Here is a 19,470-nt window from a genome sequence, read left to right on the forward strand (position 1 = left end):
TTTCGGGCTTTGGGTGATGATCGAAATGCCGCTCGCGATCCTCAATATCCAGGAGATTGCCGAAGCCGCGCACCGCACGCGCCTGACCACATTCGTCATGGGCACGAATGACCTGGCCAAGGAATATCGCGCACGCCCAACGCCTGACCGGCTGGCCTTCCAGACAGCGCTGGGCCTCAGCATGGCAGCGGCGCGGGCCTATGGCCTTATCGCAATTGATGGCGTCTATAATGACATCAAGAACGAGCCCGGCCTGATCGACGAGTGCGAACAGGGCCGCACACTCGGTTTTGACGGCAAGACGCTGATCCACCCGTCGCAGCTGGAAGCGACCAACCGTATCTTTGCGCCCAGCCCGCACGATGTGGAGCAGGCAAAAGCCGTGATTGAGGCATTCGCCGATCCGGAAAATGCCGGAAAGGGTGTGCTGAAGGTCAACGGCAAGATGACGGAGCTGCTGCACCTCGACGAGGCGCGCCGCACAGTCGAGATGGATGCCGCCATCAAGGCCTTCGAGGCCGCGTGATGACCTATACCTATCTTCACAATCCGGGCTGCAGCACGTCGCGGAAAGGACTCGAACTGCTTGAGTCCAAGGGCATCAAGCCGGACGTGCGCAAGTATATGAATGCTTCCGAACAGCTCAGCGTGGCGGAGTTGAAGGATATTGCGAAGAAGATGGGCGGTGTCAGCCCGCGCGCCTTCCTGCGCGAGAAGAATGCGGCTGAGGCGGGTCTCGCCGAAGACGCCAAGGATGAGGTCGCCTATGCCGCCATGGCGGAGAATCCGAAGATCATCCAGCGTCCCATTCTGATTAAGGGTAACAAGGCCGTCCTGGGCCGACCGATCGAGAAGCTGCTTGAGCTGATCTGAGCATCCGAAATCAGCGCCAAAAAGGCCAATTCGATTGAATTTCATCGATTGGGGCGACGGAATATCAGCTTTGATGGGTGATAAGCGGATCATGATGCTGATCCTTTTCACCCTCGCCGCACTCCTCCTCGTGTTTGCCGCCTTCTGCATGTTTGGCCTGCCCTACATGCTGATGGGTCCGCGCGTGTTTGACCAACTGGCTGAGCGCCGGGAACAACAGGTCATGGCTGGCCTCTTGCTGGCTGCGGCGATTTCGCTCGTTCTGGCGCCTTTTTTCGCTTCCGGCTTGATTTCGGACGGTAGCCGCGTGCAGGTGATGGCCGAAACCCTGACTGGCTTCATCGGCCGCGCCTGATAGCTGAGCGCCGCCGCTGAAGCCTCATTGAGCGAGGCGGCAGATGGCAAGCGTACAGAAATCCAATCCCGGCAATTATTTCGAAGATTTCCATGTCGGCATGGAAATCATCCACGCAACGCCGCAAACGCTGACCGAAGGCGATGTCGCCCTCTATCGCGCCATGACGGGCAATCGCTTCGCACAGTATTCCTCAGCTGAATTTGCCAAGGCCGCCGGCATGCCGGGCCTCTGCATTGATCCGCTACACGCTTTCCATGTCGTATTCGGCAAGTCTGTACCGGATATTTCCCTCAATGCTGTGGCGAACCTTGGCTATGCCGATGGACGTTTCTTCCTGCCTGTCATGCCCGGCGATACGCTGAACACGGTGTCTGAAGTGATCGGCATCAAGGAGAACTCGAACGGCAAGACAGGCGTCGTATGGGTGCGCACGACTGGCTTCAACCAGCGCGGCGAGACGGTGATGTCCTTCGTGCGCTGGGTCATGGTCAACAAGTTCGAGATGGACAATCCGACGCCGGAGCCGGTTGTTCCGGACCTGCCTGAAGTGGTTCCCGCCATCGAACTGGTCGGCCACCCGGACATGAAGGCATGGGACATGGCCCTCGCGGGCAGCCCGTACACGTTCGACGATTATGCCGTCGGTGAGAAAATCAACCATGTCGATGGCATGACCGTGGAAGAGGCCGAACACCAGATCGCGACGCGTCTCTACCAGAACACGGCCAAGGTGCATTTCGATGCGCACGGCCAGAAGGACAGCCGGTTCGGCAAGCGCCTGATCTATGGCGGCGTGGTGATCTCGATTGCCCGGTCGCTGGCCTTCAACGGCCTCGCCAACGCAGGCCAGATGCTGGCGATCAATGCCGGTAGCCATGTCAGCCCGCTTTTCGCCGGTGACACGATCTATGCCTGGAGCGAAGTGCTGGACAAGGCCGAGCTGTCCGACACATGCGGCGCATTGCGCCTGCGCCTTGTTGCCGTGAAGGACCAGGACCCCGGCGCCTTTGCCTACAAGGATGATGCAGGCAAGTATGCTGCTGGGGTGTTGCTGGACTTCGACTATTGGGCCGCTATCCCCAAGCGCTGACGCGATCGCCGCTTCCGTCCGGCTTCGCCATGCTTATATAGGCGGTATGAGCGGATACGGTCCCTTTGACGGTTTCACGATTGCGGCCATTGCGGTGGCCGTGATCCTGTCTGCGCTGGTGAGCCTGATCGGCACATCGGCGCGCAAGCGCACAGTCGCGCTCGGCGAGGCGAAGGCTGAGGATCTCGCGGAAATGACGGGCATTATCGATCCGAAGCAATTACTGGCCGCCTTTGGCCCTCCGGACATGGGGCGTGTCTGGCGCACGGTCACGCTGCTGGATGTGCGCAAGGCCCGCCAGCCGCAGGGGTGGCTGATGTCGAGCGATCTTGTGGATTACGGATGCGCCGGGATTGCCGTGCTCGCGTTTTTCGTGTCGCACCCGCTTGTGTACGGCGCATTGCTGTTTGCGCTGTGCATTCAGATTGGCGGCTGGGTCGTCTCCACCCGGCTGCCGAAATAGGCCTTCAATCGCCAGCTATGCTGCTGGCCGAAAACGGAATACACACGCGCGATGAGAGTCTGGAAGATGAATGGCGCCGGCAATGCGTTTGCCGTGTTTGATGCCCGCTCGACGCCCTTCGCGCCGACGGCAGACCAGGTGCGCCAGATCGCGGCTGACCTGCAGGCCGACCAGGTGATCGCGCTTGAGCGTGATGCTACCAAGGACGTGTTCATGCGGATCTGGAATTCCGACGGCGGGGAAGTGGCTGCCTGCGGCAATGGCGCGCGCGCCGTGGCGCATCTCATCCTTGAGGAAACCGGCAAGCCGATGGTCACGATCCAGACCGAGGCCGACATGCTGAAAGGCTTCAAGGCCGATGGCGGTCTCGTTACCGTCGACATGGGCTCGCCCTTGATGGGCTGGGAAGACATTCCGCTGGCCGAGAAAATGGACGTGCGCGGCGTCGATGTGAAAGTCGGCCCGATGGACAATCCGACGCTTTCGCGGCCGGCTGTTGTGTCCATGGGCAACCCGCACGCGGTCTTCTTCGTGAAGGATGTCGATGCCTATGACATTCCGGCACTTGGGCCACTCGTGGAATGGCATCCGCTGTTTCCGGAAGGCACCAATGTCGGATTTGCGCAGGTGATCGACAAGGAAACCATCCGGCTGCGCGTGTGGGAGCGCGGCGCTGGCCTGACCAAGGCCTGCGGCACTGGCGCTTGCGCGGCGCTGGTTTGTGCAGCGCGCGCCAAGCTCACCGGGCGCAAGGCGCGGCTCGTGCTGGATGGCGGCACGCTGATCATCGACTGGCGCGAAAGCGACGACCATGTGTACATGACCGGACCAGTCGAGATGGAATTCGAGACCGTTATCTGACCGTTCACTGGCCCATTGGGCTTGATTCTGTGTCCAGACGGCGCGATGTGGCCCATCGAACCTGCCATGACTGATGCAACCATGCCTCCCAGCCCGACGCTGATTACGCTCGGATGCCGCCTCAACACCTATGAATCGGAGGTGATGCGCAGCCATGCCTCAGAGGCGGGCCTGAACGATGCCGTCATCATCAATACGTGTGCCGTCACGTCGGAAGCCGTCCGCTCGGCCCGTCAGGCGATCCGCCGGGCAGCCAAGGACCATCCCGGCGCGCCGATCCTGGTGACGGGCTGCGCCGCGCAGGTGGATCCGGCCATGTTTGCGGCCATGCCGGAAGTCACCCGCGTGATCGGCAATCATGAGAAGATGCAGGCCGAGACGTGGAAACCGGCGACGCTTCTGGGTGGCCACGAAAAGGTTCGCGTCAACGATATCATGTCGGTGCGCGAGACGGCGGCCCACCTGATTGACGGGATGGAGGGCCGCGCCCGCGCCTATGTGCAGGTACAGAATGGGTGCGATCATCGCTGTACGTTCTGCATCATTCCCTATGGCCGGGGAAATTCACGCTCGGTGCCCGCCGGAGAAGTCGTTGCGCAGGTGCGCCGGCTCGTCGAGACGGGCCATCATGAAGTCGTCCTGACCGGCGTGGACCTGACGAGTTGGGGCGCAGACCTGCCGGGCGCGCCACAATTGGGCAATCTGGTGCAGCGTATCCTGAAACTGGTCCCGGATCTGGCGCAGCTGCGCATTTCCTCCATAGATGCCATCGAGATTGACGATGCGCTGGTTGAGGCGCTGTCGGATGTGCGGCTGGCGCCCTATATGCATCTCTCTCTGCAGCACGGAGATGACCTGATCCTCAAGCGCATGAAGCGGCGCCACTCGCGCAACCAGGCGATTGCGCTGACGCAGCGTCTGCGCGACGCGCGGCCCGACATGGCCTTCGGTGCGGACCTGATTGCCGGTTTTCCGACCGAGACCGAAGCGCATTTCGACAATTCGCTGCGCCTCGTGGAAGAGTGCGGCATCAGCTTCCTGCATGCCTTTCCCTACAGCCCCCGGCCCGGAACGCCTGCTGCGCGCATGCCGCAGGTGGCGAAGGCTGAAATCAAGGCGCGTGCAGCGCGCTTACGTGCGGCGGGTGACAAGGCGCTAGTGGCCCATCTCGCCCGTCATGTGGGATCGACAACAGACGCGCTGGTTGAGCGCGGCGCGACTGCCCGCCTGCCCGACTTTACGCCTTTGCAGATCGAGGGCGACTTGCCGCCTGCTGGACGCGTCGCGCGTACCCATATAACCGGGCACAACAATACGCATCTGGTTGGGACTTTGGCATGATCCTGTGGTTCGGGAAAAAGAAGAAACAGGACGAGGCAAAGGCGGCTGGCGCGGCGATGGACGCGCCGGAACTCTCGGCAGACGAGATTGCCGCCCGCGATGCCGAAATCGCTGCGAAAGCGGCTGAAAAGGCTGAAATCGAGCGCGTCGTTGCCGAGGCCAACAAGGCCTGGGAAGACCGTCAGGCGCGCGAAGCGAGTGAGGCCGCCGCTGAATCCGCGCGCCTTGATGAAGAGGCCCGCAAGGCCGACGCCGCGCGCGCCGAGGCGCTGGCCCGGGCTGATGCCGAAGAGGCCAGGCGGCTCGAAGCTGAAGCCGAAGCGGCAAGGCTCGCCCGCGAAGAGCGCGAAGCCGCCCGCGCCAAGGCCGCTGCCGAACTAAAAATTCTGGAGGACCGCCGGGAAGCGGTGCGACTGCGCGAGGAACGTGAAGCAGCGGCCCGCGCGGCGCTGGAGGCGGAAGCCAATGATCCGGGCTTTGTGGCCAGGCTCGGCTCCGGTCTTGCCCGTTCGTCGTCGCGCCTTGGTTCGGGCCTCGCGGCCTTCAACAAGCGCAAGCTCGATGATGAAACGCTCGAAGATCTCGAAGACCTGTTGATCACGTCAGACCTCGGCGCGGCCGTGGCCCGGCGCGTGACGAAAAACCTGTCGAAGGAGCGGTTCGACAGGGAAATAAGCGAAAACGAGATCAAACAGGCGCTCGCGACCGAAATTGAGGAAGTTCTGTCGCCGCGCGAGAAGATCGTCGACTTCTCCGATGGACCGCGACCGCGCATTGTTCTCTTTGTTGGCGTCAATGGATCCGGCAAGACAACGACGATTGGCAAGATTGCCTCGAAACTGAAGGATCAGGGCGCCAAGGCCTTGCTCGTGGCGGGTGATACATTCCGCGCTGCCGCCATTGAGCAGCTGACAGTCTGGGGTGACCGGGCGGGCATTCCGGTCATGTCCAAGCCGACAGGCGCCGATGCGGCGGGTCTTGTCTATGAGGCGATCGAACGGGCACGCGAAGAGGATCTCGACCTCGTGCTCGTCGATACGGCCGGACGCCTTCAGAACAAGGCCGAGCTGATGGCCGAACTCGCCAAAGTGGTTCGCGTCATCCGCAAGATGGACCCGGACGCCCCGCATGATGTCATTCTCGTGCTCGATGCGACGGTTGGCCAAAATGCGCTCAGCCAGGTCGAGGCTTTCCGGCATACGGCCGGCGTGACAGGCCTAGTGATGACGAAGCTGGACGGTACCGCCAAGGGCGGTGTGCTGGTCGCGATTGCCGAAGCGCATGACCTGCCGATCCACTTTATCGGGGTTGGCGAAGGCGCCGATGACCTGCGCCCCTTCAGCGCCCACGCATTTTCGCACGCGCTGGTCGGGGCGATTGAGTAGGGCCTATTCCGCTGCCGTAGCGGTATCAAGGCCATCATCGAAAATGTCTTCAATACCTCGCCCGAACAGGCGGGCGATAGAGAAGGCGAGTGGCAGGGACGGATCATATTTGCCTGTCTCGATGGCGTTGACGGACTGGCGGGAAACGTCCAGCCGGTCAGCCAGTTCTGCCTGACTCCAGCCGCGTTCGGTTCTTAGGGCGCGCAGGATGTTCTTCATCGCCTAGACCGTCGGTCCCATGCAGTTGCGGTAGTAAGACAGGCCAAAGGCAATAAAGTATGCCGGACCGAACCAGAAAACTTCAATTGTGCCGATCACGGCAAAGATCTGAAGGAATCCGACGAGGAAAGCACCGCAGGCCACGATGGCGCCTGCCTCAGCAAGGGCACGCATCTGCCGGGCGCGGGTATATTCATCGGTTTCTCTGGCCTGGCGAAGGATGGCCCAGATCGCGGCAACGAGCGGCGCCGTCGTTGCGACGGCAAAGCCAGCGCGAATCCAGAGGGGAGTCGTGTCTTCATCGACCAGCCATTTCGCCGTGAGGATAAGCGCGACGTAAAGCGCCATCATGGGCCAGAACAGTCTTTTGTAACGTTTGTTGGCAGTACGAAATCCGAGCGTTGCCATGAGCACCTCCTTGTCTAGTGTGCTTTACACTTAGACAAGCAAGCTTGACATGTCAAGCAGGCTTTACAAAAGATCTATTCCGCTGCAATGGCGCGCGTTGGCGCGGCCTGTGCACCCCGCACGAGCCGCCCGGGCTTGGCGCCGGTCGGGTCGCCATCGCGATGTGTCACCTGCCCTACCAGAATCGTGGCCGTATAGCCGCTCGCCCGTTGCATCAGGCGCCTGCCACCAGCGGGAAGGTCGTGAATGACTTCCGGCAGGTGGAGCTTCATGTTGCTGGCATCGATGACATTGAGATCGGCGCGATATCCAGGTGCAATAAGGCCGCGATCATTGAAACCCATCCAGCGGGCGGTCTTCTGTGTCTGACGGTGGATCAGGTATTCCAGCGGCAGTTTCGGCCCGCGTGAACGATCACGGGCCCAATGGGTCAGCATGGTCGTGGTGAAGCTGCCATCGCAGATCATGCCGACATGGGCGCCGCCATCGGAAAGTCCGGGCAATGTCGCCGTGCTCTCCATCATGGCGCGGATCGGCTCGAGGCTGCCCTGCGCATAATTGAGGAAGGGCAGGTAGAGCATGCCGCGTCCGCCGCGCTCGAGCATCAGGTCGAGGGCCGCCTCTTCATTACTGACACCGCGCCGTGCTGCGATTGCCTCGATCGTGCGATCGGGGCCGGGCTCATAATCAACTGGATCAGTCAGCTGGAAGATCTTGCCGAAGCTGCGCAGCATGACTTTGAGGAAGGGGTTGTCGGTATCAGGCGCGTCGGCGAGCAGGCGCTTGCGAAAGTCCGCATCGTTCAGACGGCGCACTTTTTCTTCAAAGGGCAGGTCAGCGATTTCCCTGAATACGGGATGCGCACTGAATGTATTGAGTGTTAATTCAAGACCCAGCAATACGCCAACTGGGCGGGGCGCAACCTGCGCCGCCATTGGCAGGCCGTCATCCACTGCCTGTTCAATCGCGCCCAGCAACGCGCGCCAGCCTTCCGGCGCAACATCAGCCTGCGCGAGGGAGACCGATAGCGGACGGCCAGATGCCTCGACGATCCGGCGCAGCATGGCCGCTTCCTTTTGCGGATCGTTGAAATCGGACACGAACTGCAACACGCCGCGGCCGGCCTCTGACAGACCCATGGCGATACCGGTGAGTTCTGCTTCACTTGCCGTGAGCGTCGGCGTCGGCTGGCCGTCCGACGTGCGGTGGTTCAGCGTGCGCGAGGTCGAAAAGCCAATGGCGCCGGCCATGACGGCTTCTTTAGCGAGGCGCGCCATTTCCTTGATCTCGGCTGGCGTCGCATCCTCGCGATTGGCGCCCCGGTCGCCCATGACATAGACGCGCAGGGCCGCGTGGGGGAGCTGGGCGGCAAGGTCCACATCGAATTCGCGCTCGCCTAAAAAGTCGAGATAGTCCGGGAAGCTTTCCCAGGCCCAGGGCAGGCCCTCGGTGAGGACCGGGAAGGGGATATCCTCGACGCCCTCCATCAGGCGGATCAGCCGGTCATGATCCTCGGTACGGCAGGGCGCAAAGCCGACGCCGCAATTGCCCATCACGGCCGTCGTTATGCCATGGAGGGATGAGGGGCTGATCTCGCTCCCCCATGTGGCCTGACCATCATAATGCGTGTGCACGTCGACAAAGCCTGGCGTCACGATCTGGCCACGGGCGTCGATTTCCTCTCGCCCCTTGCCGTTTACCTTGCCCATGCCTGTGATCACGCCGCCATCGACAGCAACGTCCATCTCGCGGGGAGCAGCGCCGCTACCATCAAATACGAGCCCGCCGCGCAGGATAATGTCGTGAGTGGCCATGCGTTTCTTCCTCTTTTGGATCCAGAATGAAGGCGGGCTGTGAATAGTCAAACCCTGACGCCGCGTCGGGCTTCCCCGGCGCGCCAAACCCACGCATACACCTGCCGCCATGACCAGCACGCTCCTCCCCGTTGCTCTTTGCCTGATGTCTGCCGTCTCATTGGCGGCGTCGAACGTTTTGGTGAAGCGCGGTGGTGATATCCTGACGGCCCGTATGGTGCTGTCTATCGTAATGGCGCTCAGCGTTCTGCCGTTTGCGTTTTTCGTACCCTTCCCGCCGCGCGAGACCCTGCCTTTTTTTGCCGTCTCGATGGTGGTGCACTGGTTCTACCAGTTCAGCGCCATTCGCGCGCTGCATCGCGGGGACCTCTCGCTGGTCTTCCCGGTCATGCGCGGGCTCGGACCCTTGGCGACGGCGTTGATCGCGAGCCTTGTTCTGCACGAGAGCTTGTCGCCGTGGCAGATCGTTGGTCTCGTCGCTGCCAGCGCATCCATCATCGTCTTTGCCATGCCGACCGGCGCCACACTGGATGCCCGCCGGCTCGACCGGGCGGCGCTTTTCTGGTCAGTGATGACGGCGGCGGGGGTCGGCCTGTACGCCGTTGCGGATGCACGCGCGGTGAGAGAGATACCGACACCGATGACCTTCATCGTGTGGCTTTTTCTCATCGATTGGATTGGCGTCACGACCGTAACGCTCTGGCAGCGCAAGGGCGCCCTCATGAAGGCGGTCCGCCCTCAAATACGGGGAGGAATTGTCGCGGGCGTGCTGGGCACTTTTTCCTACGGCCTCGCCATCTTCGCCTACACGCTGACCGACACGGCGATTGTGACGGCGTTGCGGGAGACATCGGTCGTGTTCGCCGCGGCGTTCGGTGCTTTTCTTCTCCACGAAGGATTCGGGCGAAGGCGTACGATTGCCGCCGTTGTTCTCGCGTGCGGGCTCCTCCTGATGCAGGCGGGCGCCTGAGCGCAGGTCTGGCCCCGGCGCGCGGTGTATGCCAGAGAATGAGAAACATCCGGGAGCGGCTCTGCCGCGTATAGATATTCATGACTGACATGCCTGAAAAGAACTCCGCGCCAGCGGCCACCCGCAAGCCCGGCAATGTCTGGGCGGAACTTGGGCCGACGCTCGTCTTTGTCCTGATCTACAATGTGCTTCTGCGCTTCCCGGAAGGCGACGGCCTGCTCACGAAAGACACGGCGCTTTACTGGGCAACGGGCGCGCTGATTGTCATGACGATCGCCGTCATCGTGCAGAAGCTGGTCAAGAAGGAACGCATCCCGCCTTTCCTGATCGTTTCCTCCGTGCTGATCGGAACATTCGGCACGATCGGCATCGTGCTGCAGTCGAAAACCTTCCTCTTCATCAAGCCGACGATCATAAACCTTCTCTTCGCCGGGGTGATATTCGGCGGGCTCGCGGTCGGTCGGAACGTCTGGAAGATGTTTTTTGATGGTGCATTCCAGCTACCCGACTTTGCATGGCGGACGCTTGCGATCCGTTGGGGACTTTATTTTGTCGCTCTGGCGATCTGGAATATTATTCTCTGGCAGTTTTTTTCGGAGGAAACCTGGGCCAATTGGCGGCTGGGTAATATGGCAATTGGTTTTGTCTTTGCGCTCGCAAACGTGCCTTACACACTGAAGCATATGCTGCCGTCCGAGGACGCCGACAAAACCGCCTAGCGGGTGAGCTTTTCCGTTCCCGGCGGATTGGTGAAGGGTGGAAAAGCGGCCAGATGGCGCGTGGCGGCATAATGCGTCAGGGCCCAGACGACTGTCGGAAATGCAAGCTCGGACCAGGGAATGTTTCGCCAGTCGAACATGCCCACTTCAAGGCTCTCTGGCCCTGTATTTATTGAAGATTCCAGAGTTGCGCGGAACATGATCTGCACCTGGCTTATGCGTGGAACGGAATAAACCGCCAGCATTTGCTGAATGCGGATATCAGCGCAGGCCTCTTCTTTTGCCTCGCGCTGGGCGGCGTGCTCAACCGTTTCATTCTCTTCCATGAAGCCGGCTGGAAGGGTCCAGAACCCCCTGCGAGGCTCGATCGCGCGCCGGCACAAAAGCACTTTTCCATCGCTATCAGTCACCACCGATCCGGCGACTATTTTCGGGTTCACGTAGTCGATAAAGCCGCATGTGGCGCAGATCCGCCTTTCCCGGTTGTCGTCTGCGGGAACACCTGTTCTGAAATCAGGCGATATGGAACCATTTGCTAAGTCATCCGTCATCAAATCTTCAACCTATGTCTCTTATGGAGAAAACTGTTGATCCGCACACGGGCCAGCTGCTTTAAGCGGGCCACCAACCCAATTCCAGCGGGAAACCGCGCCAAACCCTGAAAGTAGAGCTTACAATGGCAACGACAACCAGTTTCAACCTCAACAAATCGCCCAGCCATTTGTTGCATCGCGCGCAGCAGATTGCTGCCAATCATTCGGCTTCCGCCCTGAAGGCGGCCGGCGTCACGCTGCGCCAGTTCTCGGTGCTCGCTGCCCTGTCCGGCAACGAAGGCGTCAGCCAGTCCGATCTCGTCAATGCAACCGGCATCGACCGTTCGACCCTCGCTGACATGGTCGCCCGTATGGAACAGGCTGGCCTGATCAAGCGCGTCGCGTCCAAGACCGATGCCCGCGCCAAGTCCGTTTCGCTGATGGCCAAGGGCCGCAAGGCGCTGGAAAAAGCCCAGCCGGCTGTCGACGCGGCCGATGCTGCCCTCTTCGAAGCGATGCCAAAGACCAAGCAGGACGCGCTCCTCTCGGGTCTTACCAAACTGGTTGACGATGCTGAAGCGCCTGCGCCAACCGCCAAAGCAACGGCTGAACCAGCGCCCGTGATCGTGCCAAAAGCGAAAGCCAAGCCGAAGGCAAAAGCCAAGCCGAAAGCGAAAGCCAAGGCCGCTTCGGAATCCAAGCCGGTGATCAAGTCGAAGCCTGCGCCAAAAGCCAAGGCCAAGCCTGCCGCCAAGAAAAAGAAGTAAGACTTTGGGGTCAGTTGCGGGGCGTGTCCAGCGCCCCGCTCACCTCTTTCACATCGTCCGGGCCCAGCGGCCCTGCGACATGTAACAGGATCTCGCCCTCGCTTGAGATCACGAATGTTTCCGGTACGCCGGTCAATCCAAAATCCAGTCCGCCCTGACCGTCAGGATCCTCCGCCACCCTGGCGAACGGATTGCCCATGCGCTGAAGGAATTCAGCGCCATTCTCGGCTGTATCCTTGTAAAGCACGCCATAGACGCGTCCGGGAAACCGTTCAGACAGGGCCATAAGCTGCGGGTGCTCCGCCTCGCAGGGGGCGCACCAGCTGGCGAACAGGTTCACGATAATGGTTTCATTTCCGGGCGGGGGCGCAAAGGCGATCTCTCCGCCGTCCAGCGTATTAAACGGGCGGTCAGGCGCAGCGCGGGATAGGCGTTCGAACTCGCCCTTTTTCGGGCTCAGCAATTGCGACAAGGCCAGTCCGGCAAAGAGGACAAGCAGTGCGACCGGGATGGCAGCGAGCCAGCGTTTCATGCTGCGTCCTCATCGCTTGCCTGCATGCGTTTGAGGGCCGCCTTGGCTGCGCGCGCCTTCAGGACGGTGCCGACAACGGCGCCGCCGATGAGAAAAGCGCCCAGTCCGTAGCAGGCCCAGATATAGGCCGCGTTCTTTCCGAGGTCGGGGAGGAGTTCCATCATGCGCCTGCCAGCAAGCGGGCCCGCTGGCGCGCTGCGCGCCGGGTCCAGATTTCTGCCCGCATCAGGGTCATCACCAATGCTCCGAACAGCAGGGAATGCCCAAGGCCGCTCATCATCAGCGGCCAGAGATAGACGGCCGCCATCTTGGGTCCGTCTGCTGTTATCACGCTCGCGTCCTGATGGAGCGAGGTGAACATGTCGACCGAGAACTTGATCAGCGGCACATTGAGGGCGCCCACCATGGCGAGGATGGCGCCGGCGCGAGCGGCCTTCTGGCGTGAGTCCATCGCTGCGCGCAGGGCCATGTAGCCGAGGAAGAGGAAGAAGAGGAACAGCACGCTCATCATGCGCGCATCGTCCCATTGCCACCATGTGCCCCAGGTCGGTTTGCCCCAGATCGATCCGGTCGCAAGGCAGAGCACGGTCCATACTGCCCCAAGCGGGGCAATGGCCTTGGCGGCAATATCAGCCAGCTCATGGCGCCAGATGAACCAGATGAAGCTGGCCGCAGCCATGGCGGAATAGCTCGCCATGGCGAGCCAAGCGGCGGGGACGTGGATGAACATGACGCGCATTATGTCGCCGCCCTGATAGTCGTCCTTCGGCACAACCCAGAGCCCCTGCCACAGGCCCCACGCGATCAGCGCAGCGCCAACCACATAGAAAAGCGGCGCGAGCCAGTGCGACAAGGCAAGAAACCGGTGCGGATTTGCAAAGGCTGACAACATGCCCATTCAGATACCCTTCCCTCAATCCGCCGCCAAGCGCAGGGCCGCAGCCATGGCAAACGGCGCCGCCGCCAGCGCAAATAATGTCGATGCGGCCAGCAATAGTGGCGCGGTATCGCCGAGGGCTGCCCCGCGCATGGCCATTGATCCGAATATCGCCGTCGGCACATAAAGCGGCAGGGCGATCAGGGCTATAAGTAATCCTCCGCGTCTAACGGTGGCCGAGAGCGCGGCGCCGACGCCGCCCCAGAAGAAGAAGGCCAGCCCGCCAATGCCGTAGATCAAAGCACCTGTCAGGAGACCGATGCCCGCTTGTGCCTGAAACATCAGGGCCAGGACCGGGCTCATCAGGGCCAGCGGCAGGCCGGCCGTCAGCCAGTGCGCGAATGTCTTGGCTGCCGCGATCGCCGACACGGGCGCGCCTGCCTGTAGCCACAGATCCAGAGCGCCGTCTTCGACATCGGCCTGGAAGATGCGTTCAAGCGTGACAAGACTGGATAGCGCAAGTGATACCCAGAGGATGCCGGGGCCGACAGCGCGCAGCATGCCGGGTTCAGTTCCGATACCCAGTGGTACAAGAACGGCTGCACCTGCGAAGAAGCCAAGCGGCAGGAGCGCGCCTGCGCCACCGGCCCAGGATTCCCCGAGCGCCTGCCGGAAAGCAGAGAGGATGGGTTTCGGGCTCACAGGGTGACCTCCCGGCTCGCCACAAAACCTGCGTCGCCATGGATGGCCGCAATAATCGCGCCTCCGCTCTGGCGATGGTTCGCCACCAAGGCGAGCAATTGCTCACGTCCGTCGGCATCGAGTGCCGTGAAAGGCTCGTCGAGCAGCCAGAGCGGGCGCCGATCCAGCATCAACCGGGCCAGCGCCGTGCGTCGCCTTTGCCCGGCGGAGAGGTAGCGTGCGGCTACTTCAGACGGGCGAGAAAGCCCCATTTCCCGGAGAATGGCGTCAATATCGGCGTCAGAGCCCCAGGCCTGTGCCCAGAGTTTCAGGTGCGCCCGCGGTGTCTCGTGAGGTTTCAGGCCCTCGCGGTGCCCGATCCAGTGGTGGGTGGCCCGGCGGTCCACTTGGCCGGCCTCAGGGCGCGTCAAACCACCCAGAATGCGCAGCAAAGTGGTCTTTCCTGCCCCGTTCGCGCCCCGCAGAACGACCGCTTCGCCGGGCGCAACGCTCAGCGACACGCCCTCGAACAGGACGCGCTCGCCCCGCAGGATCCCGAGATTGGTGGCGGTCAGCAACAGTAATTCCCCTCGGAATAGACCCTTTGTCCCAATTGCATCAGGTGCTTACCCTCTATATGACACGAGGCAACGCGCCGCCCGACGCGGCACCCACATGTACACATCAAGACGCGAGGTCTCCCGCATGCCGTCTCTCGACAGCTTTAAATCAAAACGCACGCTTACCGCTGCTGGCAAGACGTACACTTATTATTCGCTCGCCGCAGCCTCTGAAAACGGCCTTGGCGATGTGTCGCGCCTCCCGGCCTCGCTGAAAGTTCTCCTCGAGAACATGCTGCGTTTCGAAGATGGCAAGACGGTCACCAAGGACGACATCATGGCCTTCAAGGCCTGGCTCGACAACAAGGGCGCCACAAGCCACGAGATTGCCTACCGCCCCGCCCGCGTTCTGATGCAGGATTTCACGGGCGTTCCAGCCGTTGTTGACCTTGCCGCCATGCGCGACGCTGCCAAGAAACTTGGCGCCGCTGCTGACGCCATCAACCCGCAGGTGCCTGTTGATCTCGTCATCGACCACTCGGTCATGGTCGACAATTTTGCCCACGCCAATTCCTTCGAGAAAAACGTCGAGCGCGAATATGAGCGCAATGGCGAGCGCTACGAATTCCTGCGCTGGGGGTCCTCGGCCTTCAAAAACTTCCGCGTTGTGCCGCCGGGCACGGGCATCTGCCACCAGGTGAACCTGGAATACCTCGGCCAGACGGTCTGGACGAAAGAAGAAGACGGCGAAACGGTTGCCTATCCTGACACCTGCGTGGGCACGGACAGCCACACGACCATGATCAACGGCCTGTCGGTTCTCGGTTGGGGCGTTGGTGGCATCGAGGCCGAAGCGGCAATGCTCGGTCAGCCTGTTTCCATGCTCATTCCACAGGTTGTCGGTTTCAAGTTCACCGGCAAGCTCGCAGAGGGCGCGACCGCGACCGACCTCGTCCTGACCGTGGTCCAGATGCTGCGCAAGAAGGGCGTTGTCGACAAGTTCGTCGAATTCTTCGGCCCCGGCCTTGCGAACCTCACGCTGGAAGACGAAGCGACGATTTCGAACATGGCGCCGGAATATGGCGCGACCTGCGGCTTCTTCCCGGTCGACAAAGAAACCATCACATATCTCACGGATACCGGCCGCGATGCGGATCGCGTTGCGCTGGTTGAGGCCTATGCCAAGGCGCAAGGCTACTGGCGTCCAGACATGGCTGACCCGGTCTTCACCGACACGCTGGAACTCGACCTTGGCGACGTTGTCCCGTCGCTTGCCGGCCCGAAACGCCCGCAGGACCGTGTCCTGCTGACGGATGCGGCCGCGCAGTTCAAGAAAGACGTACTCGGCATCAAGGGTGGCGGCGTCGACAAGGACAAGGCGCCGGAAAGCGAAGGCGAATCCCGTTTCGCCGACGAAGGCGCCACGATGAACAAGACCATCCCGGACGATTATGGCGTACCGACCTTTGCCGTCGAAGGCAGCGACTATCACCTGCATGACGGCTCGGTCGTGATCGCGGCCATCACGTCCTGCACCAACACATCCAACCCGTCGGTCATGCTCGCCGCTGGCCTGCTCGCGCGCAATGCGCGCGCCAAGGGCCTTGTGTCGAAGCCATGGGTGAAGACGTCGCTCGCACCCGGCTCTCAGGTCGTCACCGACTACCTGCTGCGCGCGGGCCTGCAGGACGATCTTGATGCCATGGGCTTTAACCTTGTCGGCTATGGTTGCACCACCTGTATCGGCAACTCCGGCCCGCTGCCGCCGGCAATTGCCAAGTCGATCAACGAAAACGATCTCGTTGCCTGCTCGGTCCTTTCCGGCAACCGCAACTTCGAAGGCCGTATCAGCCAGGATATCCGGGCGAACTATCTCGCCTCCCCGCCACTGGTCGTCGCCTATGCGATCGCCGGCTCGCTTCACAAGAATCTGACCACCGATCCGCTCGGCATGGATCAGGACGGCAACCCTGTTTACCTGAAGGACATCTGGCCAAGCTCGAAAGAGATCGCCGAAGTCATGCGCGCTTCCGTGACGCCTGAAATGTTCCGCAGCCGTTATGCGGACGTGTTCAAGGGTGACGAGAACTGGCAGGGCATCAAGGTATCCGGCGGCCAGACCTATGACTGGCCAATGGCATCGACCTATGTTCAGAACCCGCCCTATTTTGACGGAATGGGGCTTGAGCCGGAAGCACCGGAAGATGTGAAGAACGCACGTGTCCTCGGCCTCTTCGGCGACTCGATCACGACCGACCACATCTCCCCAGCTGGCAACATCAAGACAGATGGCCCTGCAGGCGACTACCTGCGCGAGCATCAGGTGCCCGTGCTGGACTTCAACTCCTACGGCGCGCGCCGCGGTAACCACCAGGTCATGATGCGCGGCACGTTCGCCAATATCCGCATCAAGAACCAGATGGTGCCGGGCGTCGAAGGCGGCGTGACCAAGCATTATCCGGGCGGCGAAGAGCTGCCGATCTATGATGCTGCGATGAAGTACAAGGATGAAGGCGTTCCGCTGGTCATCTTTGCGGGCCAGCAATACGGCACCGGTTCGTCGCGCGACTGGGCCGCCAAGGGCACGATCCTTCTTGGCGTGCGTGCCGTCATCGCTGGCAGCTTCGAGCGTATTCACCGCTCCAACTTGATCGGCATGGGCGTCCTGCCGCTGGAATTCACCGGCGACACGACTTGGGAATCGCTTGGCCTGAAGGGCGACGAGCAGGTTTCCATCGCAGGTATCAGCGACATCACCCCGCGCATGATGCTGCCGGTCACGATCACGAAGGCTGATGGCTCGACCACAAGCATTGAGTGCCGTGTCCGTATCGATACGGAAAACGAGCTCGATTATTACCGCAATGGCGGCATCCTTCACTATGTGCTGCGCAACCTGGCCCGTGAGGCCCTCTAGGGACCGCGTTGCACAATCTGATCTTCAAAAGCCCTCCGCGTTTGCACGCGGGGGGCTTTTAACAGTCCTCACACCCCTGTGATTGTCATGCGATTTGGCATGGGCCTATAACGAGACTGTCATGAAACACGCCCGCATCCTTGTTCTTGCCATCTCGCTGTTCGTTGCCCTGCCTGCAGCGGCGCGCCAGCCGATGTCTGTTGCGGATACCTCGCCCGTCCTGGTGGAGCTGTTTGCGTCGCATAATTGCCGGGCATGCCCGAAAGCGCATCGCACGCTTGCGGAGGTCGATTCCCAGCGTGATGATGTGCTTATCCTGACATGGTCTGTCGATTACTGGGACTATCTCGGTGAGAAGGACCCGATGGCGATGGCCGAGTCCAAGGATCGCCAGCGGGCCTATGTCGACCGTTTCCGCCTGCGCGGACCCTACACGCCCCAAACCGTCTATAATGGTGTTGAGCAGTGCCCTGGTAACAAGCTGCCACAGGTTGAGTCCGCGCTGGAGCGGACGAACCGCGTTGCTCCGTCTCCGGCCCACCTCACACGCAAGGGCGGCAAGATCGAGCTCACAGGCAATGTGAAAGAGCTGACGGACATATTCGTGATTGATTATCTGGATGGCGATGCCAACCCGACGGACATGGTCCACCCGGTGACCCATGTCACCTCCATTGGTCCATGGCTGGGCGGCCGGGTCGAGATTGATCCATCGGTATGCAAGTCGACCTGTGCGCTGGTCGTTCAGGAAGCGGGCTTTGGCCGTGTGCTCGCCGCGATGGACCTGCCAGCGCGTTAGAAATTGTTGTCGAATGACAGCCGGAAGTGCAGCCCGCCTGACAGCCATTCACTCGATGCGTCGCCATTGATCTGCCGGCAGCTCAGGTTGATCATCCGCGATCCGAAGCCATCCTTGCCCACGCGGGCCGCGTCGGTTGCGGGTCCGCCAATTTCTTCCCAGCTCAATACGACGCGTTCCACGGCTTCTTCCGCATCGTGCTCTACATGCCAGAGTGTGCGCACCACACCCGCATGATCGGTCGACCATGCGCCATACTTGACGGCATTGGTGGCGAGCTCGTGGATGATCAGGCTGAGCGGCGTCACCACGCCGGGGGCAAGATCAATATCCGCGCCTTCGATTTCATGCGCATTCTGTCCCAAGGCATAGGGCTCAAGCAGGACGTCGACGAGGTTCTTCAGTTTGACGGGACTTTTATCCTTTTCACTGCGAAGGGCGGCAGCATGCGCCAGGGACAGGGCATGAATGCGGTCGTGGATGACTTCACTTGCAGCGGCATGTTCCGGGGTTGTGCGACCCGATTGCCTGACCAGCGACAGAACGATGGTGAAGAGGTTTTTGACGCGATGATTGAGTTCGTGTGCCAGCAGGTCTGTCTGGTCCTTGGCGGCGCGGGCCAGCGCAAGGGAACGTTCGGCCCGTTCAGCGCGCAGGGCGCGCCAGAACAGATAAACCATGCCAGGTATGACGGCGAGCGCTGCCAGGCCGAGAAACAGGAGCAAGTACCGCGCACGTCTCTCGGTCGACTCGGCCCGGCTCATGGCATCATGCAGAATGCGGACTTCCTCGTCTTCAAGGGTTGCTGCGATCTGCCTTGCCTCGTCAAGCAGGGCCTTTCCCCTGTTCGTTCCCAGTGCCGCAATGGCGCCATCCCGGTCGCCTTGTCTTGCTTGATCCACGGTACGGTCGAGCTCGGCAAACTTCTGGTCCAGCAATGATGTCAATTGCGGCAGGAGTTCTGCCTGCAAGGCATTCAACTCCCCATCCTTGGCCTGATAATAGGCTGCCATGGCGTCATCATACGCCTGACGACCTTCGATATAAGGTTCAAGATAAGAAGGATCTTCCGTCAGGAGGTATCCGCGCTGGCCCGTTTCGGCATTGATCGCCGACAGGAGGACGCGCCGGATTTGCATTGTGCGTTCCGAGCTGAGGACAGCCTGATCACGGCTTTCAATTCCTGCCGAGAAGGCTTGCAATGTGAGATATCCGACAAAGCCCATGCCTGCGATAAGTGCGCCCAGGAGTAACAATACCCAGCGGGCGGCGCTTTGAAGGCGGTCTATGGCCATGGGTTCAT

At 61.2% G+C, this 19,470-nt stretch carries 23 protein-coding genes; 13 read left to right on the forward strand and 10 right to left on the reverse strand.

Annotation, left to right across the window (positions count from 1 at the left end):
- The 8 genes from HY30_RS05530 to ftsY form a co-directional block, all read left to right on the forward strand.
- Positions 1-526: HpcH/HpaI aldolase/citrate lyase family protein (locus HY30_RS05530; RefSeq protein WP_034738013.1), on the forward strand; the 526-nt coding region annotated here is incomplete at its 5' end.
- Complete coding sequence (locus HY30_RS05535; protein WP_034738015.1) at positions 526-873, forward strand: ArsC/Spx/MgsR family protein; 348 nt, start codon at positions 526-528, stop codon at positions 871-873. The genes HY30_RS05530 and HY30_RS05535, both read left to right, overlap by 1 nt.
- Positions 874-964: 91 nt before the next feature.
- Positions 965-1,228 (forward strand): hypothetical protein, encoded by a 264-nt coding sequence (locus tag HY30_RS05540; RefSeq protein WP_155839258.1) that lies wholly within the window; start codon positions 965-967, stop codon positions 1,226-1,228.
- 43 nt (positions 1,229-1,271) lie between these two features.
- On the forward strand, positions 1,272-2,321 hold the full coding sequence (locus tag HY30_RS05545) for a MaoC family dehydratase (RefSeq protein WP_034738017.1): 1,050 nt from the start codon (positions 1,272-1,274) through the stop codon (positions 2,319-2,321).
- Positions 2,322-2,367: 46 nt separating this feature from the next.
- Positions 2,368-2,784, forward strand: a complete 417-nt coding sequence (locus tag HY30_RS05550; RefSeq protein WP_034738018.1) for a hypothetical protein — start codon at positions 2,368-2,370, stop codon at positions 2,782-2,784.
- 51 nt (positions 2,785-2,835) lie between these two features.
- Positions 2,836-3,645: a diaminopimelate epimerase gene (dapF, locus tag HY30_RS05555; RefSeq protein WP_034738019.1), complete on the forward strand. Its 810-nt coding sequence runs from the start codon at positions 2,836-2,838 to the stop codon at positions 3,643-3,645.
- 66 nt (positions 3,646-3,711) lie between these two features.
- Positions 3,712-4,986, forward strand: coding sequence for a tRNA (N(6)-L-threonylcarbamoyladenosine(37)-C(2))-methylthiotransferase MtaB (mtaB, locus tag HY30_RS05560; RefSeq protein WP_034738125.1), 1,275 nt, complete (start codon positions 3,712-3,714; stop codon positions 4,984-4,986).
- A complete protein-coding gene (gene ftsY, locus HY30_RS05565; protein WP_034738020.1) occupies positions 4,983-6,371 on the forward strand; it encodes a signal recognition particle-docking protein FtsY in 1,389 nt (462 codons plus the stop codon). Before mtaB ends, ftsY begins: the two co-directional genes overlap by 4 nt.
- 3 nt (positions 6,372-6,374) lie before the next feature.
- On the opposite strand, the gene HY30_RS05570 is transcribed toward ftsY, so the two are convergent.
- The 3 genes from HY30_RS05570 to HY30_RS05580 all read right to left on the reverse strand — a co-directional run bounded on the left by HY30_RS05570 (position 6,375) and on the right by HY30_RS05580 (position 8,812).
- Positions 6,375-6,590 (reverse strand): helix-turn-helix transcriptional regulator, encoded by a 216-nt coding sequence (locus HY30_RS05570; RefSeq protein WP_034738021.1) that lies wholly within the window; start codon positions 6,588-6,590, stop codon positions 6,375-6,377.
- 3 nt (positions 6,591-6,593) lie between these two features.
- Complete coding sequence (locus HY30_RS05575; RefSeq protein WP_034738022.1) at positions 6,594-6,998, reverse strand: hypothetical protein; 405 nt, start codon at positions 6,996-6,998, stop codon at positions 6,594-6,596.
- A 74-nt stretch (positions 6,999-7,072) separates the two neighbouring features.
- Entirely contained in the window at positions 7,073-8,812 is a 1,740-nt protein-coding gene (locus HY30_RS05580) for an N-acyl-D-amino-acid deacylase family protein (RefSeq protein WP_034738023.1), read from the reverse strand.
- Between the two features lie 109 nt (positions 8,813-8,921).
- Here HY30_RS05580 and HY30_RS05585 point away from each other — a divergent pair, with 109 nt between their 5' ends.
- Together HY30_RS05585 and HY30_RS05590 are read left to right on the forward strand one after the other, a co-directional pair.
- Positions 8,922-9,782, forward strand: a complete 861-nt coding sequence (locus HY30_RS05585) for a DMT family transporter (protein ID WP_034738024.1) — start codon at positions 8,922-8,924, stop codon at positions 9,780-9,782.
- 80 nt (positions 9,783-9,862) lie between these two features.
- Entirely contained in the window at positions 9,863-10,501 is a 639-nt protein-coding gene (locus tag HY30_RS05590; protein ID WP_034738026.1) for an inner membrane-spanning protein YciB, read from the forward strand.
- Here the strand turns inward: HY30_RS05590 and HY30_RS05595 are convergent.
- Complete coding sequence (locus tag HY30_RS05595) at positions 10,498-11,052, reverse strand: NUDIX hydrolase (protein ID WP_034738028.1); 555 nt, start codon at positions 11,050-11,052, stop codon at positions 10,498-10,500. The genes HY30_RS05590 and HY30_RS05595 overlap by 4 nt on opposite strands.
- A 125-nt stretch (positions 11,053-11,177) precedes the next feature.
- Here HY30_RS05595 and HY30_RS05600 point away from each other — a divergent pair, with 125 nt between their 5' ends.
- The gene (locus tag HY30_RS05600) at positions 11,178-11,801 is read left to right on the forward strand and encodes a MarR family winged helix-turn-helix transcriptional regulator (RefSeq protein ID WP_034738030.1); all 624 of its coding nucleotides are present in this window, start codon (positions 11,178-11,180) and stop codon (positions 11,799-11,801) included.
- Between the two features lie 10 nt (positions 11,802-11,811).
- Here the strand turns inward: HY30_RS05600 and HY30_RS05605 are convergent, their stop codons facing one another.
- From HY30_RS05605 to ccmA, 5 genes are read right to left on the reverse strand one after another with little or no spacing between them, the layout of a single operon-like run.
- Entirely contained in the window at positions 11,812-12,333 is a 522-nt protein-coding gene (locus tag HY30_RS05605) for a redoxin domain-containing protein (protein WP_034738032.1), read from the reverse strand.
- Positions 12,330-12,497 (reverse strand): heme exporter protein CcmD, encoded by a 168-nt coding sequence (gene ccmD, locus HY30_RS19665; protein ID WP_081812079.1) that lies wholly within the window; start codon positions 12,495-12,497, stop codon positions 12,330-12,332. Before ccmD ends, HY30_RS05605 begins: the two co-directional genes overlap by 4 nt.
- The gene (gene ccmC / locus HY30_RS05610) at positions 12,494-13,231 is read right to left on the reverse strand and encodes a heme ABC transporter permease CcmC (RefSeq protein WP_241765657.1); all 738 of its coding nucleotides are present in this window, start codon (positions 13,229-13,231) and stop codon (positions 12,494-12,496) included. Before ccmC ends, ccmD begins: the two co-directional genes overlap by 4 nt.
- Before the next feature lie 15 nt (positions 13,232-13,246).
- On the reverse strand, positions 13,247-13,912 hold the full coding sequence (gene ccmB / locus HY30_RS05615) for a heme exporter protein CcmB (RefSeq protein WP_051614912.1): 666 nt from the start codon (positions 13,910-13,912) through the stop codon (positions 13,247-13,249).
- Entirely contained in the window at positions 13,909-14,469 is a 561-nt protein-coding gene (gene ccmA, locus HY30_RS05620) for a heme ABC exporter ATP-binding protein CcmA (protein ID WP_241765658.1), read from the reverse strand. The genes ccmB and ccmA overlap by 4 nt, the downstream gene beginning before the upstream one ends.
- A 127-nt stretch (positions 14,470-14,596) precedes the next feature.
- On the opposite strand from ccmA, the gene acnA reads away from it, so the two are divergent.
- Complete coding sequence (gene acnA / locus HY30_RS05625) at positions 14,597-17,368, forward strand: aconitate hydratase AcnA (RefSeq protein WP_034738131.1); 2,772 nt, start codon at positions 14,597-14,599, stop codon at positions 17,366-17,368.
- Between the two features lie 121 nt (positions 17,369-17,489).
- Complete coding sequence (locus tag HY30_RS19090; RefSeq protein ID WP_051614914.1) at positions 17,490-18,167, forward strand: DUF1223 domain-containing protein; 678 nt, start codon at positions 17,490-17,492, stop codon at positions 18,165-18,167.
- Here the strand turns inward: HY30_RS19090 and HY30_RS05635 are convergent.
- On the reverse strand, positions 18,164-19,462 hold the full coding sequence (locus HY30_RS05635) for a CHASE3 domain-containing protein (protein WP_034738036.1): 1,299 nt from the start codon (positions 19,460-19,462) through the stop codon (positions 18,164-18,166). The two genes, HY30_RS19090 and HY30_RS05635, sit on opposite strands and share 4 nt — an antisense overlap.
- Positions 19,463-19,470 lie beyond the last annotated feature (8 nt).

Origin of the sequence: Hyphomonas chukchiensis, from assembly GCF_000682695.1 — a bacterium.
GTDB lineage: Bacteria > Pseudomonadota > Alphaproteobacteria > Caulobacterales > Hyphomonadaceae > Hyphomonas > Hyphomonas chukchiensis.

What these genes read in the sequence shown, in the direction of transcription:
- ccmC (WP_241765657.1), bottom strand. Translation starts at nt 13,231, where the DNA reads ATGGGCATGTTGTCAGCCTTTGCAAATCCGCACCGGTTTCTTGCCTTG.
- HY30_RS05540 (WP_155839258.1), top strand. Translation starts at nt 965, where the DNA reads ATGATGCTGATCCTTTTCACCCTCGCCGCACTCCTCCTCGTGTTTGCC.
- ccmD (WP_081812079.1), bottom strand. Translation starts at nt 12,497, where the DNA reads ATGATGGAACTCCTCCCCGACCTCGGAAAGAACGCGGCCTATATCTGG.
- HY30_RS05570 (WP_034738021.1), bottom strand. Translation starts at nt 6,590, where the DNA reads ATGAAGAACATCCTGCGCGCCCTAAGAACCGAACGCGGCTGGAGTCAG.
- dapF (WP_034738019.1), top strand. Translation starts at nt 2,836, where the DNA reads ATGAGAGTCTGGAAGATGAATGGCGCCGGCAATGCGTTTGCCGTGTTT.
- HY30_RS05550 (WP_034738018.1), top strand. Translation starts at nt 2,368, where the DNA reads ATGAGCGGATACGGTCCCTTTGACGGTTTCACGATTGCGGCCATTGCG.
- ftsY (WP_034738020.1), top strand. Translation starts at nt 4,983, where the DNA reads ATGATCCTGTGGTTCGGGAAAAAGAAGAAACAGGACGAGGCAAAGGCG.
- HY30_RS05590 (WP_034738026.1), top strand. Translation starts at nt 9,863, where the DNA reads ATGACTGACATGCCTGAAAAGAACTCCGCGCCAGCGGCCACCCGCAAG.
- HY30_RS05585 (WP_034738024.1), top strand. Translation starts at nt 8,922, where the DNA reads ATGACCAGCACGCTCCTCCCCGTTGCTCTTTGCCTGATGTCTGCCGTC.
- HY30_RS05580 (WP_034738023.1), bottom strand. Translation starts at nt 8,812, where the DNA reads ATGGCCACTCACGACATTATCCTGCGCGGCGGGCTCGTATTTGATGGT.
- HY30_RS05535 (WP_034738015.1), top strand. Translation starts at nt 526, where the DNA reads ATGACCTATACCTATCTTCACAATCCGGGCTGCAGCACGTCGCGGAAA.
- HY30_RS05600 (WP_034738030.1), top strand. Translation starts at nt 11,178, where the DNA reads ATGGCAACGACAACCAGTTTCAACCTCAACAAATCGCCCAGCCATTTG.
- HY30_RS05595 (WP_034738028.1), bottom strand. Translation starts at nt 11,052, where the DNA reads ATGACGGATGACTTAGCAAATGGTTCCATATCGCCTGATTTCAGAACA.
- acnA (WP_034738131.1), top strand. Translation starts at nt 14,597, where the DNA reads ATGCCGTCTCTCGACAGCTTTAAATCAAAACGCACGCTTACCGCTGCT.
- HY30_RS05575 (WP_034738022.1), bottom strand. Translation starts at nt 6,998, where the DNA reads ATGGCAACGCTCGGATTTCGTACTGCCAACAAACGTTACAAAAGACTG.
- mtaB (WP_034738125.1), top strand. Translation starts at nt 3,712, where the DNA reads ATGACTGATGCAACCATGCCTCCCAGCCCGACGCTGATTACGCTCGGA.
- HY30_RS05545 (WP_034738017.1), top strand. Translation starts at nt 1,272, where the DNA reads ATGGCAAGCGTACAGAAATCCAATCCCGGCAATTATTTCGAAGATTTC.
- HY30_RS19090 (WP_051614914.1), top strand. Translation starts at nt 17,490, where the DNA reads ATGAAACACGCCCGCATCCTTGTTCTTGCCATCTCGCTGTTCGTTGCC.
- HY30_RS05605 (WP_034738032.1), bottom strand. Translation starts at nt 12,333, where the DNA reads ATGAAACGCTGGCTCGCTGCCATCCCGGTCGCACTGCTTGTCCTCTTT.
- HY30_RS05635 (WP_034738036.1), bottom strand. Translation starts at nt 19,462, where the DNA reads ATGGCCATAGACCGCCTTCAAAGCGCCGCCCGCTGGGTATTGTTACTC.